A 17,243-nucleotide genomic window follows, 5' to 3' on the forward strand; every position below is an offset into this window, starting at 1 on the left:
CCCTGGCCCGCACCCTCGACGCGGGCGGGGTGCTCTCCCCCACCCACCGTCAGAGTCCGGCGGAGGTGCGCAGCTCGTCGACGCGGTCGGTGCGCTCCCACGTGAAGTCGGAGAGCTCGCGGCCGAAGTGGCCGTAGGTCGCCGTCTGCGCGTAGATCGGACGCAGCAGGTCGAGCTGCTCGACGATCGCGGCAGGTCGCAGGTCGAACACGTCGCGGATGGCCCGCACGATGACGTCGTCGGCCACGTGCGCCGTTCCGAACGACTCGACGTACAGACCGACGGGGTTCGCCTTGCCGATCGCGTAGGCGACCTGCACCTCGAGGCGGTCGGCCAGGCCCGCTGCCACCGCGTTCTTGGCGACCCACCGCATGGCGTAGGCCGCGGAGCGGTCGACCTTCGACGGGTCCTTTCCGCTGAAGGCGCCACCGCCGTGACGCGAGGCTCCGCCGTAGGTGTCGATGATGATCTTCCGGCCGGTGAGCCCGGCGTCGCCCTTGGGCCCTCCGATGACGAACGGTCCCGCGGGGTTGATGTAGTACTTCACGTCGGGCAGCTCGAGACCCGTCTCGGCCAGCACCGGGTCGATGACCGCCGCCTGCACCTCGGCGCGCAGGTCTTCCTGCGAGATGTCGGGGTGGTGCTGCGTGGAGAGCACGACCGAGTCGACGGTGCGCGGGGTGAAGCCGTCGTAGCCGAGGGTCACCTGCGTCTTGCCGTCGGGGCGGAGGAAGGGCAGCGCGCCGCTCTTGCGGACGGATGCCAGGCGCTCGGCAATGCGGTGGGCGGTCCACGCGGCCATCGGCATGAGCTGGGGCGTCTCGTTCGTGGCGAAGCCGAACATGATGCCCTGGTCACCCGCGCCCTGGAGATCACGGGGGTCGACGGAGCCGCGCTCGCGCTGCTCGAACGCCTTGTTGACGCCCGCGGCGATATCGGACGACTGCGCGCCGATCGACACGCTGACCCCGCACGACTCCCCGTCGAAGCCGGTGTCGCTCGAGGTGTAGCCGATGCGGTTGACCACGTCGCGCACGATCGCGGGGATCTCGACGTAGGCGCTCGTCGACACCTCGCCGGCGACGTGCACGAGCCCCGTCGTGACGAGGGTCTCAACGGCCACGCGACCGGTGGGGTCGTCGGTGAGGATGGCGTCGAGGATGCTGTCGGAGATCTGGTCGCAGATCTTGTCGGGGTGTCCTTCGGTGACGGACTCGGACGTGAACAGGCGCAGGTCGGTCAAGACGACTCCGGGGTGGTTGCGAGCGGGGAACGGGCACAAGTATGCCCCGGGCGGCGCCAGGCCGCCCGGGGCATCGTCACATCTGTGAACAGATCACTCGGCGGCGCGAAGGCGCAGCTTGTCCTCGTGGATCTCGTGCAGAGCGATCGTCAGCGGCTTGTCTTCGACGGTGGAGTCGACGAGCGGGCCGACGTTGTCGAAGAGGTTGCCCTCGTGCAGGTCGGAGTAGTAGTCGTTGATCTGACGCGCGCGCTTGGACGCGTAGATGACGAGCTGGTACTTCGAGTCGACCTTGTCGAGCAGAGCGTCGATGGGCGGGTCGATGATGCCCTTGTCACGTCCGGCCATGGGGAACCTCCTGGTTCGGCGGATGGGGTGGATGCGGCGCTGAAGCGCCGAAGCATCCTCTTATTCTAGCCGACGCCCGCGCGGCTCGTGCCGAGGGGTGTCGGGTGGTTCGGCGCAACCTGGTTCGGGGCGCGTTCTTCCGTTTGGGGCGCGAAATTTCGCGCCCCAAACGGAAAATCGCGCCCCGAACCCGGCGGGCGAGGCGCAGCGTGGCGCCGGACACGTGCCCGGTCAGTGCTGAGCGGCGGCGAGGGCGACGACCTGGGCGGCGGCGTGCGCCACCTCGTCGTTCACCACCCGGTAGTCGAACTCGTTCTGCGCGGCGAGCTCGACGCGGGCCGTGCGCAGGCGCCGGGCGCGCTCCTCGGCATCCTCCGTCCCCCTCCCGACCAGGCGCTGGACGAGCTCGTCCCAGCTCGGCGGCAGGAGGAACACCAGGGTCGCCGACGGGTCGGCCGCGCGCACCTGACGCGCGCCCTGCAGATCGATCTCGAGCAGGGCGGTGCCTCCCTCGGCGAGGACGCGCTCGATGGGAGCGCGCGGGGTCCCGTAGCGGTTCTTGTTGTGCACGACGGCCCACTCCAGCAGCTCCCCCGACGCGACCAGGCGGTCGAACTCCGCATCGTCGACGAAGTAGTAGTGCTCGCCCTCAACCTCACCCGGGCGCGCGGTGCGCGTGGTCGCCGACACCGACAGGTGGATCTCCGGGTAGTTCTCCTTGATGTGCGCGGCGACCGTGCCCTTGCCGACGGCCGTGGGCCCGGCGAGCACGATGAGGCGGCTGCGTCCGTCGCGCGGCCCCGGCTCGGGCCACCGCGTGTCGAGGAAGTCGCGGAGCGCGTCGCGCTGGCGGGTGCCGAGACCGCCGAGCCGCTTCACGGGCGAGATCCCGAGGGATGCCAGGATGCGGTCGCGCTTGCTCTCGCCGATCGCCGGGATCGCGGTGAGGAACTCGGTGACGCGCATCGCCCCGGCCGGCGACAGCGGGTCGGCCAGGCCCCGGCGCAGCAGTTCCTGCGGCGAGATCACGCGGGTGGAGACGTCGCGCTTCAGCGCGGCGCGTTCGCGCCGCGCCTCGACGGCGCGGCGCGAGGCGGCGGCACGGTCGACCTCGGGCGGACGACGGGTTTCAGCCATGCAGGGACTCCCGGTAGAGCGCGGCGCGCTCGTCGATGCGGGCGGCGAGGCGTTCGGGCCCGACCGCGAGGATGCTTCGGCTCTCGTTGGCGACGACGGCCGAGGCCACGTATCCGAAGAGTCGGCCGAGGTCGGCGGGCGCGGCTCCCTGAGCGCCGAAGCCGGGCGTGAGGATCGGCATGCCCGCGAGCGCCACGTCGCCGAGACCGAAGGCCGCACGGTCGACGGTGGCCCCCACCACGACTCCGACGGGACCGAGGGCACCCGGGGCGCCGACGTTGGCCTCGTTGACGTCGCGGGCGACCCGCGCCGCCACGTGCTCGTGGTCGCCGATGGCGAGGGCGTCGTCGACGATCGCGCTCTGCAGCGCGCGGGCCTCGGGGTTGCTCGTCGCGGTGAGGACGAACGCCCCCTTGCCGTGGCGCACCGCGAGTGACAGCGTGTCGCGCAGCGAGTCGGCACCCATGTAGGGCGTCAGCGTCACGGCATCCGCTTCGAGGGGAGAGCCGGGCTCGAGCCACGCGTGGGCGTAGCCCTCCATCGTCGTGCCGATGTCACCGCGCTTGGCGTCGGCGATCACGATGAGCCCCGCATCGCGGGCGGCGGCCATGACGTCTTCGAGGGCGGCGAAGCCGCGGGAGCCGTAGCGCTCGTAGAACGCCACCTGCGGCTTGACCACGCCGACCCTCCCCCGCGCGGCCTCGACCGTGCGCAGGCCGAACTCCCGCGCGCCCTCGGCCGTGGCATCCAGCCCCCACGCCGACAGGAGGGCGGCGTGGGGGTCGATGCCGACGCACAGGGCGCCGTGCAGGTCGAGGGCGGCGTGGAGGCGCTGACCGAACGTGTCGCTCACAGGCGTCCCGCGCGGTCGGTGGCGTGCTCCTGGAGGCTGCGCACCGCGAAGCCGTCCTTCATGGCGCCGAGAGCGCTCACCGCGGCGCCGAGGACGGCCATCGTGGTGAACAGCGCCTTGTCGGCGGCCACGGCGGCGGCGCGGATCTCGTAGCCGTCGGCGCGCGCGGTGCCGCCGGAGGGCGTGTTGACGATCATGTCGATCTCGCCGGCGTTGATCAGGTCGACCACGTTCTGCTGGCCGGAGCCCTGCGTCTCGGAGTACTTCTCGACGACCTTCACCCGTATGCCGTTGCGCGCGAGGATCTCGGCCGTGCCCTCGGTCGCCATGAGCTGGAAGCCGAGCTCCTGGAGGCGGTGGGCGGGCAGGATGACGGCGCGCTTGTCGGCGTCGGCGACCGAGATGAACACGGTGCCCGAGGTCGGCATGCCGCCGTACGCGGCTTCCTGCGACTTCGCGAACGCGGTCGGGAAGTCGCGGTCGATGCCCATGACCTCGCCTGTCGAACGCATCTCGGGTCCGAGGACCGAGTCGACGGTGTGCCCGTCGGCGGTGCGGAACCGCTTGAACGGCAGCACGGCCTCCTTGACGGCGACCGGCGCATCGAGCGGGACGCGCGAGCCGTCCTGTTCGGGCAGCAGTCCCTCGGCGATGAGCTCGGCGATGGTGTTACCGGCCATGATGCGGCTGGCGGCCTTCGCGAGCGGGATGCCGAGCGCCTTCGACACGAACGGCACCGTGCGGCTCGCGCGGGGGTTCGCCTCGATGACGTAGAGGACTCCCGCCGAGATCGCGAACTGCACGTTGAGCAGGCCGCGGACGCCGACACCCTTCGCGATCGCGAGCGTCGCCTCGCGGACGCGGTCGACCTCGGTGCGGCCGAGCGAGACGGGCGGCAGCGTGCAGGAGGAATCGCCGGAGTGGATGCCGGCCTCCTCGAGGTGTTCCATGACGCCGCCGATGTAGAGGTCGGTGCCGTCGTACAGCGCGTCGACGTCGAGCTCGATCGCGTCGTCGAGGAAGCGGTCGACCAGGAGCGGCAGACCGGGTCCGATGATCGCCTGATCGGCCACGCGCACGAAGTAGTCGCGCAGCGCCTCGGTCGAGTAGACGATCTCCATGCCGCGTCCGCCGAGCACGAAGCTCGGGCGCACGAGCACGGGGTAGCCGATCTCCTCGGCCACCTGCACGGCGCCCTCGACGTCGATCGCGGTGCCGTTGCGGGGTGCGACGAGGCCGGCGTCGTCGAGCAGGCGCGAGAACAGCTCGCGCTCCTCGGCGAGGTCGATCGCCTCGGGGCTGGTCCCGAGGATCGTGTATCCCGCGGCCTCGAGGCCCTTCGCCAGGCCCAGAGGCGTCTGTCCGCCGAGCTGGCAGACGACGCCGAGGATCGTGCCCGACTGGCTCTCGGCGTGCAGCACCTCGAGCACGTCCTCGAGCGTCAGCGGCTCGAAGTACAGGCGGTCGGACGTGTCGTAGTCGGTCGACACGGTCTCGGGGTTGCAGTTGACCATGACGGTCTCGTACCCCGCGTCCGACAGGGCGAACGAGGCGTGCACGCACGAGTAGTCGAACTCGACGCCCTGGCCGATGCGATTGGGGCCCGAGCCGATGATGACGACCTTCGTGCGGTCGGAGGGGCTGACCTCGGTCTCGGCGTCGTACGAGGAGTAGTGGTACGGCGTCAGGGCCGGGAACTCCCCCGCGCACGTGTCGACCGTCTTGTAGACCGGGCGCACGTCGAGCGCGTAGCGGGCCTCGCGCACCGCCGCCTCGTCGAGACCGCGGATTTCGCCGATCTGGGCGTCGCTGAAGCCGTGCTCCTTCGCGACGCGGAGGGTGTCGGCATCCAGCTCGTCGGCCTGCGCGATGAACTCCGCGACCTCATTGATCAGCACCATCTGGTCGATGAACCACGGGTCGATCGCCGTCGCGTCGAACGCCTGCTCGGGCGTCGCGCCCTTGCGCAGCGCCTGCTGCAGCACGACGATGCGGCCGTCGGTCGGGATCTTCGCGATCTCGAGCAGCTCGTCGACCGAGCGGGACTCCTCGCCCCAGTGGAAGCTGGAGCCGCGCTTCTCGAGCGAGCGCAGCGCCTTCTGCAGGGCCGTGGTGTAGTTGCGGCCGATCGCCATCGCCTCACCGACCGACTTCATGGTGGTCGTCAGCGTGGTGTCGGCGGCGGGGAACTTCTCGAAGTTGAACCGCGGCACCTTGACCACGACGTAGTCGAGCGTGGGCTCGAAGCTCGCCGGGGTGACCTTGGTGATGTCGTTGGGGATCTCATCGAGCCGGTAGCCGATGGCGAGCTTGGCCGCGATCTTGGCGATCGGGAAGCCCGTCGCCTTCGACGCGAGCGCGCTCGACCGCGACACGCGCGGGTTCATCTCGATGACGATGATGCGGCCGGTCTGGGGGTCGACGGCGAACTGGATGTTGCAGCCACCGGTGTCGACGCCCACCGCGCGGATGATGTCGATGCCGATGTCGCGCAGGCGCTGGTACTCGCGGTCGGTCAGGGTGAGCGCGGGAGCCACTGTGATCGAGTCGCCCGTGTGCACGCCGACCGGGTCGACGTTCTCGATGGAGCAGACGACCACCGTGTTGTCGGCGGTGTCGCGCATGAGCTCGAGCTCGTACTCCTTCCACCCGAGGATCGACTCCTCGAGCAGCACCTCGTTGGTGGGCGAGTCGTGCAGGCCCGCACCGCCGATGCGGCGGAGGTCGGCCTCGTCGTACGCGAAGCCCGAGCCGAGGCCGCCCATGGTGAAGGACGGACGCACGACCAGCGGGTAGCCGAGCTTCTCGGCTCCGGCCAGCAGCTCGTCCATCGAGTGGCAGATGACGGATGCCGCGACGTCGGCGCCCGCCTCGAGCACGAGCTCCTTGAAGATCTGGCGGTCCTCGCCGCGGTTGATCGCGTCGAAGTCGGCGCCGATGAGCTCGACGTCGTACTTCTCCAGGATGCCGCGCTTGTGCAGCTGAATCGCCGCGTTCAGGGCCGTCTGTCCACCGAGGGTGGGGAGAACGGCATCCGGCTTCTCCTTGGCGATGATCGACTCGATCACCTCGGGGGTGATGGGCTCGATGTAGGTCGCGTCGGCGAAGTCGGGGTCGGTCATGATCGTCGCCGGGTTGGAGTTGACGAGGATGACGCGCACGCCTTCTTCGCGCAGCACGCGGCACGCCTGGGTGCCGGAGTAGTCGAACTCGCAGGCCTGACCGATGACGATCGGGCCGGAGCCGATGACGAGGACGGAGGTGATGTCGTCGCGCTTAGGCATTGGTCTTGGTCTCCTGGGTCGCGATCACCATGTCGCGGAAGCGGTCGAACAGGTAGTTGGCGTCGTGCGGACCCGAGGCGGCCTCGGGGTGGTACTGCACGCTGAACGCGGGGATGTCGAGGGCGCGCAGGCCCTCCACGACGTTGTCGTTGAGGCCGATGTGGCTCACTTCGACCCGGCCGAAGCCGTTCGGGCTGTCGATGATGGCGTCGAGCGGCGCGTCGACGGCGAAGCCGTGGTTCTGCGACGTGATCTCGACGCGGCCGGTGGTCTTGTCGAGCACCGGCTGGTTGATGCCGCGGTGGCCGAACGGCAGCTTGTAGGTGCCGAAGCCGAGGGCGCGGCCCAGCAGCTGATTGCCGAAGCAGATGCCGAAGAAGGGCAGGCCGTCGCTGAGCACCTCGCGCAGGAGCTCCACGTGCTGGTCGGATGCCGCGGGGTCGCCGGGGCCGTTCGAGTAGAACGCCGCGACCGGCTCGATCGCGCGGATCTCGTCGATCGTGGCGGACTGCGGGAACACGTGCACGTCGAAGCCGCGCGCGGCGAGGTTGTCGATGGTCGACTTCTTCACGCCCAGATCGAGCACCGCCAGGTTGCCGATGCGCTCCGCGGTCGCGGGGGTCACCTCGACCTCGGTGACCGAGACCTCGGCCGAGAGGTTGCGGCCCGCCATGCCGGGGGCCTCGCGCACGCGACGCAGCTGCTCCTCCGCATCCAGGTTGGCGGCCTCGCCGGAGAAGACGCCGCCGCGCATGCTGCCCGAGGAGCGGATCCGGCGGGTGACGGCGCGGGTGTCGATGCCCGAGATGCCCACGATGCCGTCTTCGACGAGCGCCTCGTCGAGCGAGCGGTTCGCGCGCCAGTTCGACACTATGCGCGAGGGGTCGCGCACGACGTAGCCGGCGACCCAGATGCGCCGCGACTCGGGGTCTTCGTCGTTCACGCCGGTGTTGCCGATGTGGGGGGCGGTCTGCAGCACGATCTGGCCCGCGTACGAGGGGTCGGTGATCGTCTCCTGGTACCCGGTCATGCCGGTGGCGAAGACGACCTCGCCGAGGGTCTCGCCGCGTGCGCCGTAGGCGCGGCCGGTGTAGCGGGTGCCGTCTTCGAGCACGAGGACGGCCGGTTCCCGCGCGGAGAGCGCGGAAGGGATCAGGGAGGTCATGCGTCGCTTCCTGTCGAGGTGAGGGGGCGGATGGCGTCGGCCAGCGATTTGGCCGAGGCGTCCTGAGGACGGAGGTAGGTGTCGACGATCGTGTCGTCGTCGATGCGCCAGCTGACGCGCGTGAGGCCGCCTGCCTCGACCACGCGGTCGATGGCGACGGTGGCCTGAGCGGCGTCCACCAAGCGGTCACGGGTGAGCGCGATGCGGGGCTGGCCCGGGAGGTCGAGGGCGACGCCGGCCGAGGTGACCGTGACGTCGACGCGGGAGCGGAAGCCCAGGCCCTTGACGGCGAGACGCTCGAGCGGCTCGTCATGACGGGTCGTGGCGACGTACAGCCCCGGGAACACCGCCGTCTCGACGGCGTCCGCGGGCAGCTCCCCCACCGGGGCGGAGTAGCGCGCATCGCGCCGCGTTCGTCGCCACCACGCCCACGCGAGAACCGCGAGGAGCGCGACGGCGACGCCGATCATGACGAGCAGGGCACCCTCTTTGCTCACGCGAGCACTCCCGGGGTGTCGAGAACCGAACCTTCGACGACGGTGGGGATGCCGGAGCGCACGGTCCAGCGCACCTCTCCCGGGAGTTCTCGGCCGAGGTACGGGGAGTTCTTGCTCCGGCCACGCAGGTCGTCGAGCACGAACGTGCGCGAGGGGCGCGGGTCGTACAGGGTGAACGAGGCCGGCCGGCCCTCCGCGACGGAAGTGCCGTGCCCCTCGAGACGGCCGATCCGCGCGGGGGTCTTCGACATCACCCGCGCCACGTCGGCCCAGCTGAGCAACCCGGTGTCGACCATCGCCTGCTGCACCACGCGCAGGGCGCTCTCGAGGCCCACCATGCCGTTGGCCGCGGCCGACCACTCGCAGGCCTTCGCCTCGGTGGGGTGCGGGGCATGGTCGGTCGCCACGATGTCGATCGTGCCGTCGGCGAGACCCTCGCGCACGGCCAGGACGTCTTCCTCGCGGCGCAGCGGCGGGTTGACCTTGAACCGCGCGTCGTAGTCGCGCACGAGCTCGTCGGTCAGCAGGAGGTGGTGCGGGGTGACCTCGGCGGTCACGTTCACGCCGCGCTTCTTGGCCCAGCGGATGATGTCGACCGAGCCCGCCGTGCTCAGGTGGCACACGTGCAGGCGGGAGCCCACGTGCTCGGCCAGCAGCACGTCGCGCGCGATGATCGACTCCTCGGCGACCGCGGGCCAGCCGGTGAGGCCCAGCTCGGCAGAGACGGCGCCTTCGTTCATCTGCGCGCCTTCGGTGAGGCGCGGGTCCTGCGCGTGCTGCGCGACGACGCCGTCGAAGGCCTTCACGTACTCGAGGGCTCGGCGCATGATGAGCGGGTCGAAGACGCAGAACCCGTCGTCGCTGAAAACGCGCACACGCGCGCGGGAGTCGGCCATCGCGCCGAGCTCGGCGAGGCGCTCGCCCTTCTGCCCCACCGTCACGGCGCCGATCGGCTGCACGTGGACGTAGCCGGCGGCCTCGCCGAGGGCGAGCTCCTGCTCGACCACGCCGGCGGTGTCGGCGACCGGCGAGGTGTTCGGCATCGCGAAGACGGTGGTGAACCCGCCCGCCGCCGCGGCGCGCGAGCCCGTGAGGATCGTCTCGGACGCCTCGTAGCCGGGCTCGCGCAGGTGCACGTGCAGGTCGACGAGACCCGGGAGGGCGATGAGCCCGTCGGCGTCGACGACCGTGGCGCCCGCGTGCGAGAGGCCGGAGCCGGTCTCGGCGATGACGCCGTCCTTCACCAGGAGGTCGGTGGCATCCTGACCCTCGACGCGCGCGCCGCGCACCAGAAGGGTCTGGGGGGTGGCGTGGCTCATCGGAGGTCCTCTCTCTCGCTGTCGGGCCGCTCGCCCGCCAGCAGCAGGTACAGCACGGCCATCCGCACGGAGACACCGTTCGTGACCTGCTCGAGCACCGTCGAGCGCGGGGAATCGGCGGCTTCGGCGGAGATCTCCAGGCCCCGGTTCATCGGACCGGGGTGTAGAACGATGCTACCGCCCGGGAGGGCCTGCAGACGCCGCGCGTCGAGGCCGTACCGGCGGGAATACTCCCGTTCAGTCGGGAAATACGCAGCCGACATGCGCTCGAGCTGGATGCGGAGCATCATGAGCGCGTCGGGTCCGGCCGCGATCGCGTGGTCGAGGTCGTAGTCCACCTCGACCGGCCAGCTGCTGACGTCCTGGGGCACGAGCGTCGGCGGGGCGACCAGCGTGACGTGCGCGCCGAGGGTGTGCAGCAGCCACACGTTCGAGCGGGCGACGCGCGAGTGCAGCACGTCGCCGACGATCGTGACCCGGATGCCGTCGAGGTCACGGCCGCGGCTGTCGTCGCCGTGCAGGCGCTTGCGGATGGTGAACGCGTCCAGCAGTGCCTGAGTGGGATGCTCGTGCGTGCCGTCGCCCGCGTTGACCACGCCCGCGCTGATCCAGCCGCTGGTGGCGAGCGTGCGGGGTGCGCCGGAGGCTCCGTGGCGGATGACGACGGCATCCGCCCCCATCGCCTGCAGCGTCTGCGCGGTGTCCTGCAGCGATTCGCCCTTGCTGACGCTGGAGCCCTTCGCCGAGAAGTTGATGACGTCGGCGGAGAGACGCTTGGCCGCGGCTTCGAACGAGATGCGGGTGCGCGTGGAGTCCTCGAAGAAGAGGTTGACGACCGTCTTGCCGCGCAGCGTCGGGAGCTTCTTGATCTCGCGGCGCTGGGTGTCGGCCATGTCCTCGGCGACGTCGAGGATCTCGAGCGCGTCGGCGCGCGAGAGGTGCTGGGTGTCGAGGAGGTGCCTCATGACTCGATCGTCACCTCCTCGACGCCGTCGATCTCGGCGAGGCGCACGTTGACACGCTCGTCGCGGGCGCTGGGGAGGTTCTTGCCCACGAAGTCGGGGCGGATCGGCAGCTCGCGGTGGCCGCGGTCGATCAGCGTCGCCAGCCGCACCGCGGCGGGGCGTCCGATGTCCTGCAGGGCGTCCAGGGCGGCGCGGATGCTCCGCCCCGAGAACAGCACGTCGTCGATGAGCACGACGGTCTTGCCGTCGATGCCGCCGGCGGGGATCTCGGTCTTGCGCGGGGCCCGCGTGGGGTTGCGGTGCAGATCGTCGCGGTACATCGTCACGTCGAGGGATCCGACCGGGACGGCCGCTCCCCCGAACTCGCTGACGAGGGGGCCGATCCGGTTCGCGAGCGTGACGCCGCGGGTCGGGATGCCGAGGAGGACGAGTCCCTCCGGTCCTTTGTTGGACTCCAGGATCTCGTGCGAGATGCGCGTCAAAGCGCGGGCGATATCGGCATCGTGCATGACGGTGCGCGTATTCATCCGCCGCTCCCTTCTCCGCCTCACGGGACGGTGTTAAAGGTTGCTGTGGTTCATCGACCAGCTTAGCGGGTGGGCGGGGTGGCTACCTGACGGTGCCGCCGCGGACGCGTGGTCTCGATAAACGCTCGCTGCACTCGCAAACGCACTCGGCGAGCGTTTCTCAGTGCAGCGGGCGTTTATCGATGTAAGCGGAGCGGGGGCGGATGCCGGTGCGGCTGCGCCGCGGGCCCGGGACGACTCAGCCCGCGGTGACCTCGGCGGCGGCGCGCTCTCCGCTCGGGGTGGTGCGCACGCGCGACGAGCGGATGGGATGCCCCGTCGTCGTCAGGCAGCGACCCGTCTCCAGGTCCCACTTCCAGTCGTGCAGCGAGCAGGTCAGCACGCCGTCCTCGATCTTGCCGGTCTTCGTCAGGTCGGCGCGCAGGTGCGGGCACCGACGCTGCACGGTCCAGTCGCCGATCTCGGCATCCTCGGTCTGGTCCGACTGCTCGGCGTACCAGTTCTCGACGTACTCGATGCGGTCGCGCGAGAGGCACTTGAGGAACGTCGTGAGGAACTCGTTGAACTTGCCCGAGCGACCGACCTCGAACTGCATCGACAGGAAGATCGAGTTCGACCAGTCGATCTCGTGGTCGCGGATGTTCGTGGAGACGAGGTCGGCGGGGATCGTGTACCAGTAGATGCACTCCTCCCCCGCGTACTCGCGCAGCTTCGCCTTGGGGAAGTCGACGACCATGTCGAGCTCGCCGATGCGGAAGCGCACCATGCCGCCCACGCCGTTGCGGATCGTGCGGGCGCGACGCAGCAGCGGCTCCCACCACTCCTTGAGGGCGGCGAGCATCTCGGCGGGCGGGATGACCTCGGCACGCGTGGCCTCTTCGGCCCGCACCTCGGCCTGGCGGCTGTCGCGCTGCTCGGCGAGGTAGTTCCACTTGTCGCCGAAGACGCGCTCGATCTCGGCATCCGTGTACAGCGTCTGCGTCACCGTGACATCGGAGCCCTGCACTTCTACCTCGGTGCCGGGAAGGAACAGATAGCCCTTCTGGTCGGGGCGCTGCTCCTTCATGTGCGCGAGGAACTCGCGCTGGTCGGTGAAGATCGAGTCGTTCTCGAGGCCCGTGCCGTTGTAACGGAACAGCTCTTCGCGCAGGAACATGGGCGGGCCCGCCATCGGGAACACGTGCTCGGCGTCGACCTTGTCGATGTAGTACATCGCGCGCTTGTTCTGCGCGTCGCGCTTGAGCTGGGCGAAGTTCTGCTTGGCATCCTGGGGCAGGTCGTAGACCATCGGCCACCAGATGGCGCCCGAGACCTGGGTGAAGTACGCGTCGGGCTTGCCGAAGTCGAACAGCTTCTCGAGATCCAGCGGGTGGGAGTCGTTCTGATTGAGGACCGAGGCGGTGCCGTCGTCGAGCGAGAGCGACGAGTCGCCGATCGGACCATCGGAGGGGGCGCGCAGCGGCGTCACCATGAGCTTCAGGTCGCCGAACTGCAGAGGCACGCCCGCTTCGGTACGAACGAGGTTCGTGTAGCCGAGGGCGAGGAGGTCCTGCTCGAGGTCGTCGGTCGGGTACTCGGGCAGGAGCACCTTGATGTCCTTCGGCACGTACCGCTCGAGCAGAGCCGGATCGAAGTGATCGCGGTGACGGTGCGAGATGTAGAGGAAGTCCGCCTTGCCGAAGCGCTCCCAGTCGAGGGCACGATTGTCGGGGAACGGGAACCACGAGCCGAAGAAGCTCGGACCGAGGACGGGGTCGCAGATGATGCTGCCGCCGCGCGTCTCGATGAACATTCCCGCGTGGCCGAGGCCGGTGATCTTCATGCCGCTCCTGTGTCGTTGGCGAACCCGTCGAGTCTACGCGGGGCTCCGGGAAGAGGCCTGAGAGCAGCAGGGGTGTCCGCGTCAAGCCGTCCGCCCGCACAATCGCCGCGGGTAACGTGCGGACCCCCACGAAAGGTTTCTGATGCCCCTGGTGATGATCGACACGATCCGCGGCCAATACGACGAGTCCGAACTGCGCACGATGATGGATGCCGTGCAGGAGGCCGTCGTCGAGGCGTTCGGCGTCCCCGACACCGACCGGTATCAGATCCTCACGCAGCACGAGCCGTTCGAGCTCGTCGCCCTCGACACGGGACTCGGCATCGAGCGCAGCGAACGCCTCGTGATCGTGCGCCTGGCGTCGAAGCTGCGCACCGAGGACGCGAAGGTGGAGCTCTACCGGCTGCTCGCCCGGTATCTGGGCGGACGCGTCGGAGTCGCGGGGAACGACCTCGTCGTCAGCATCACCGAGAACGGCGACGCGGACTGGTCGTTCGGCCGCGGCGTCGCGCAGTTCGTCACGGGCGAGCTGGGCTGAGTCGAGGAGGCCTACGGACTGCCGTCGTCACGGCCCGAGCAGCGAGCGGATGTCATCGGCGTCCAGCGACGCCGCGAACGCCTCTCCGTCATCGATCACGGCGTCGAACAACGCGGCCTTGCGGCGCTGGAGGGCGCGGACCTTCTCCTCCACGCTGCCGGCGGCGATGAGCCGGTAGACGAACACGCTCCGCGTCTGCCCGATGCGGTGGGCGCGATCGACGGCCTGGTTCTCGGCCGCGGGGTTCCACCACGGGTCCAGCAAGAACACGTATTCCGCCTCGACGAGGGTCAGCCCGAATCCGCCCGCCTTGAGGCTGATGAGGAAGACGGGCGCGTCGCCCTCGCGGAACCCCTCGACCACCTCGCCCCGCCGCGCGGTGCTGCCGTCGAGGTGCGCGTACGCCAGGCCGGCGGCATCCAGGCGTTCCGCCGCGAGGTCGAGGAACGAGGTGAACTGACTGAACACCAGCGCGCGGTGCCCCTCGGCAGCCACTTCGACCAGACGATCCAGGAGGACGTCGAGCTTCGCCGAACCCAGGTGCGCGTCGCGTTCGTCGACCAGGCCCGGTGCGAGGGCGAGCATGCGCAGCAGCGTCAGCGACCGGAACACGATGAACCGCTGTCGATCGAGATCCTCGAGCAGCCCCAGCACCTTCTGCCGCTCGCGTTGCAGCACCCGGTCGTACACCTCCTGATGGGCCGGCGCGAGAGGCACCACGATCTCCTGCTCCTGCTTGGGAGGCAGATCGGATGCCACGACGTCCTTGGTGCGGCGCAGCAGGAACGGGCGCACGCGGCGACGCAGCCGCGCGAGCGTCTTGTCGCGGTGCGCGCTCGCCGCGGCGGCGGAGAGCGCCGTGGGCTGATCGGTCGGCAGCTGTTCGATCGCCCGGGTGTAGTCCTCGCGGAACTGCAGGATCGAGGGGAAGAGCCCCGGCGCGGTCAACGACAGCAACGCCCAGAGGTCGTCGAGGCCGTTCTCGATGGGCGTCCCCGTCGCGGCGAACACGGCGTCGGTGGACAGGCCCGCGATCGCCCGATGGATGCGGGTGGCCGGGTTCTTCACGAACTGCGCCTCGTCGAGCACGACCCCCGACCAGTGCGGTGCGGCGAACTCCGCGGCATCCGCCCGGACGATGCCGTAGGAGGCGATCACGACGTCGGCCGCGGACGCGATCGCGGCGACCGTGCGCTCGCGCCGCACCGCGGTGGCCTCGACCACGCTCACCCGGAGCCCGGGGGCGAAGCGGGCCGCCTCGTCGCGCCACGTGGGCAGCACCGACGTCGGTGCGACCACCAGCCACGGGCGCTCGTCGCCGCGGGCGCGGGTGTGCGCGATGAGGGCCAGCAGCTGCAGCGTCTTGCCGAGGCCCATGTCGTCGGCCAGGATCCCGCCGAGCCGGTGCCCGTGCAACAGCGCGAGCCACGACAGGCCCTCTCGCTGGTAGGGCCGCAGCACGGCGCGGAAGTCCGGCGGCGTCGACACCGCGGGGACCTGATCCACATCGTGCAACGCCCGGGCGAGACCGCGCCACTGCACCGCGGCCTCGGACTGATCGGCGAGGTCTTCGAACTCCGCCCATAGCGCGAGGTGCGTGCGCGGTAACCGAGGACCGGTCTCCCACTCGTCGAGGGCCGCGGCCTCGTCGAGCAGATCGCGCAAGCGCTGCAGCGATGGGTGGGCGAGGGAGAACCACGCCCCGTCCGAGAGCTTGATGCGTGTGCGGCCGCGCGACAGCGCAGAGAACAGCGTGCCGAACGGGATCGCGCGTCCGTCGATGGTGACCACGATCCCCAGGTCGAACCAGTCGCGATCGACGGACTCCACCGCGGTGATGCGCAGGTGGGGGTCTCCGCGCAGCTCGCGGAACGTCGGAACGGTGCCGCTCGTGCGCACGCGCACCTCGTCGACGACGTCGACGGCCGGCAGGACACGCGTCGTGAACGCCGCCGCATCGGCGTCGAGCAGACGCGCGCGCCCGACGACGGGGAGATCGGATGCCGCCATCCACGCCGTCTCGAAACGTTCGCCGATCTGCGCCTCGGCGCGCGCGTCGCGCTCGGCGAGGGCGGGATCGACGTCGGCAGCCGGCGCCCCGCCCAGTCGCCCGGCATCCGGATCTTCGCCGTCATAGGCGAAGCGGAGGGATCCGGGGTACACCCACTCCAAGCGGTACGAGACGTCGTCATCGGTGTAGCCGACCGTCACCTCGAGCGTCGGGCGGGGCGCGGGCGGCGCGGGGACGCCGGCGCCCACCGACAGCGGGGCGCGACGCGCGAGCCGCGGGTAGGCCTCGGCGAGGAACTCCCCCGCGTCCGTGCGCGGGATCTCGACCCCGTCGGTGCCGAGCAGGGCGGGCAGGGGCGCCGGCATCGCCACGGGCGCCAGCACGATCGGCACGGGATCGCGGTCGAGCGCGAAGGCGAAGATCCCCGAGCCCCCGAGGGGGCGGACGTGTGCGGCCGCGACGGGCGCGCCGTCGAGCGAGACGTCGGCCGACAGGCGCAGTGCTCCCCCGACCTCGGCGTCGATCGCCACCCGGGCCTCGGCCCCGGCGGCGAGGCGCACGCTCTGCTGCGCATGCATCGCGGTCAGCGGGATGCCGAGCTCCGCCGCCGCGGCCAGGTGCGGCCAGAGCAGCGGGGACTCGACCGTGTCGAGTGCGATCGTGTCACCGGGCGCGGCGAAAGGCCCCGTCGTGCGCATCGCCTGGGCCAGGGCGTGCAGCTCGGCGAACCAGCGCACCTGCGCCGGATCGAAGCGGCCGGAGGACCGACGGACCGTGTCCCACGTGGCATCCGCTCGGATCCAGGCGTCGCGGGCGCCGCGCACGAGCGGACGGGCGACGAGCTGCAGGTCGTCCTGCCGTCGAGCCAGCAGGCGTGGTGTCACCGGGACGACGGCACGGGCTTCCCACCGGGCCGGGTCGTATGCCTCGCGCTGGCGCAGCTCGATGCCCAGGGCGAGGGCGTCGAACGACGCGCGCTCCGCCCCGGGGATGAGGTCACGCCACGAGCTCATACACCCACTCTGCCTCGAACCCACCCGCCCCGCGAACGCCGCGACGCGACCGCCGACGAGATGTCGGGGCCGCGTCGGCGTTCGTGGGGCGGGATCAGGACGAGCGGGCGATCCGCGCCAGCACGCCGTGCACGAACGAACCGGAGTCGTCGGTGGAGAACTCCTTCGCCAGCTCGACGGCCTCGTCGATCGCGACGGCGGTGGGCACCTCGTCGTTGTAGAGGATCTCCCACGTGCCGATCCGCAGCAGCGCCCGGTCGACGGCCGGCATGCGCTGAAGCGACCAGTCCTTGGCGAACGTGGTGATCTGCTCGTCGATCGCATCGCGGTTGTCGATCACGCCGTCGACGATGTCGCGGGCGTACAGCCACGAGGCCTGACGGTCGGGCTCGGAGGCCGCGCGCTTGGCCTCGGTGGCCAGCATCACGGGCAGCTCCTCGCCGCGCACGTCGGCCTGGAACAGGATGTCGAGGGCGCGCTTGCGCGCCTTGGTACGAGCACTCATTCTGTCGGGATCGAGA

14 protein-coding genes are annotated in these 17,243 nt (G+C 70.5%); 1 reads left to right on the forward strand and 13 read right to left on the reverse strand.

Features of this window, described 5'->3' with window-relative positions; genetic code table 11:
- Positions 1-49: 49 nt before the first annotated feature.
- The 11 genes from metK to ACFZA2_RS09675 form a co-directional block, all read right to left on the reverse strand.
- Positions 50-1,243, reverse strand: coding sequence for a methionine adenosyltransferase (metK, locus tag ACFZA2_RS09625; protein WP_315995768.1), 1,194 nt, complete (start codon positions 1,241-1,243; stop codon positions 50-52).
- Between the two features lie 93 nt (positions 1,244-1,336).
- The gene (gene rpoZ / locus ACFZA2_RS09630) at positions 1,337-1,591 is read right to left on the reverse strand and encodes a DNA-directed RNA polymerase subunit omega (protein WP_055837405.1); all 255 of its coding nucleotides are present in this window, start codon (positions 1,589-1,591) and stop codon (positions 1,337-1,339) included.
- A 231-nt stretch (positions 1,592-1,822) separates the two neighbouring features.
- Positions 1,823-2,728, reverse strand: a complete 906-nt coding sequence (gene gmk, locus ACFZA2_RS09635; RefSeq protein WP_315995767.1) for a guanylate kinase — start codon at positions 2,726-2,728, stop codon at positions 1,823-1,825.
- A complete protein-coding gene (pyrF, locus tag ACFZA2_RS09640) occupies positions 2,721-3,581 on the reverse strand; it encodes an orotidine-5'-phosphate decarboxylase (RefSeq protein WP_391403775.1) in 861 nt (286 codons plus the stop codon). The genes gmk and pyrF overlap by 8 nt, the downstream gene beginning before the upstream one ends.
- Positions 3,578-6,865 carry a carbamoyl-phosphate synthase large subunit gene (carB, locus tag ACFZA2_RS09645; RefSeq protein ID WP_391403778.1) on the reverse strand — a complete coding sequence of 1,096 codons (3,288 nt, stop codon included), beginning with the start codon at positions 6,863-6,865 and terminating at the stop codon, positions 3,578-3,580. Before carB ends, pyrF begins: the two co-directional genes overlap by 4 nt.
- The gene (gene carA / locus ACFZA2_RS09650; protein ID WP_391403782.1) at positions 6,858-8,030 is read right to left on the reverse strand and encodes a glutamine-hydrolyzing carbamoyl-phosphate synthase small subunit; all 1,173 of its coding nucleotides are present in this window, start codon (positions 8,028-8,030) and stop codon (positions 6,858-6,860) included. The genes carB and carA overlap by 8 nt, the downstream gene beginning before the upstream one ends.
- Entirely contained in the window at positions 8,027-8,527 is a 501-nt protein-coding gene (locus ACFZA2_RS09655; RefSeq protein ID WP_363391499.1) for a hypothetical protein, read from the reverse strand. The genes carA and ACFZA2_RS09655 overlap by 4 nt, the downstream gene beginning before the upstream one ends.
- Positions 8,524-9,846, reverse strand: a complete 1,323-nt coding sequence (locus ACFZA2_RS09660; RefSeq protein ID WP_391403786.1) for a dihydroorotase — start codon at positions 9,844-9,846, stop codon at positions 8,524-8,526. The genes ACFZA2_RS09655 and ACFZA2_RS09660 overlap by 4 nt, the downstream gene beginning before the upstream one ends.
- Positions 9,843-10,811, reverse strand: a complete 969-nt coding sequence (locus ACFZA2_RS09665; RefSeq protein ID WP_391403789.1) for an aspartate carbamoyltransferase catalytic subunit — start codon at positions 10,809-10,811, stop codon at positions 9,843-9,845. Before ACFZA2_RS09665 ends, ACFZA2_RS09660 begins: the two co-directional genes overlap by 4 nt.
- Positions 10,808-11,338 carry a bifunctional pyr operon transcriptional regulator/uracil phosphoribosyltransferase PyrR gene (gene pyrR / locus ACFZA2_RS09670; RefSeq protein ID WP_391403792.1) on the reverse strand — a complete coding sequence of 177 codons (531 nt, stop codon included), beginning with the start codon at positions 11,336-11,338 and terminating at the stop codon, positions 10,808-10,810. The genes ACFZA2_RS09665 and pyrR overlap by 4 nt, the downstream gene beginning before the upstream one ends.
- Positions 11,339-11,576: 238 nt before the next feature.
- The gene (locus ACFZA2_RS09675) at positions 11,577-13,160 is read right to left on the reverse strand and encodes a Rieske 2Fe-2S domain-containing protein (RefSeq protein ID WP_391403796.1); all 1,584 of its coding nucleotides are present in this window, start codon (positions 13,158-13,160) and stop codon (positions 11,577-11,579) included.
- A gap of 142 nt (positions 13,161-13,302) precedes the next feature.
- Here ACFZA2_RS09675 and ACFZA2_RS09680 point away from each other — a divergent pair, with 142 nt between their 5' ends.
- Positions 13,303-13,698, forward strand: coding sequence for a tautomerase family protein (locus ACFZA2_RS09680; RefSeq protein ID WP_391403799.1), 396 nt, complete (start codon positions 13,303-13,305; stop codon positions 13,696-13,698).
- A gap of 27 nt (positions 13,699-13,725) precedes the next feature.
- Here the strand turns inward: ACFZA2_RS09680 and ACFZA2_RS09685 are convergent, their stop codons facing one another.
- Both ACFZA2_RS09685 and nusB read right to left on the reverse strand, forming a co-directional pair.
- Positions 13,726-16,722, reverse strand: coding sequence for an SNF2-related protein (locus ACFZA2_RS09685; RefSeq protein ID WP_391403802.1), 2,997 nt, complete (start codon positions 16,720-16,722; stop codon positions 13,726-13,728).
- A 94-nt stretch (positions 16,723-16,816) separates the two neighbouring features.
- Positions 16,817-17,227 (reverse strand): transcription antitermination factor NusB, encoded by a 411-nt coding sequence (nusB, locus tag ACFZA2_RS09690; protein ID WP_298872920.1) that lies wholly within the window; start codon positions 17,225-17,227, stop codon positions 16,817-16,819.
- Between the last annotated feature and the right edge of the window lie 16 nt (positions 17,228-17,243).

The sequence above is a fragment of the Microbacterium sp. NPDC007973 genome (assembly GCF_042958465.1).
In the GTDB taxonomy this organism is placed as follows: Bacteria; Actinomycetota; Actinomycetes; order Actinomycetales; family Microbacteriaceae; genus Microbacterium; species Microbacterium galbum.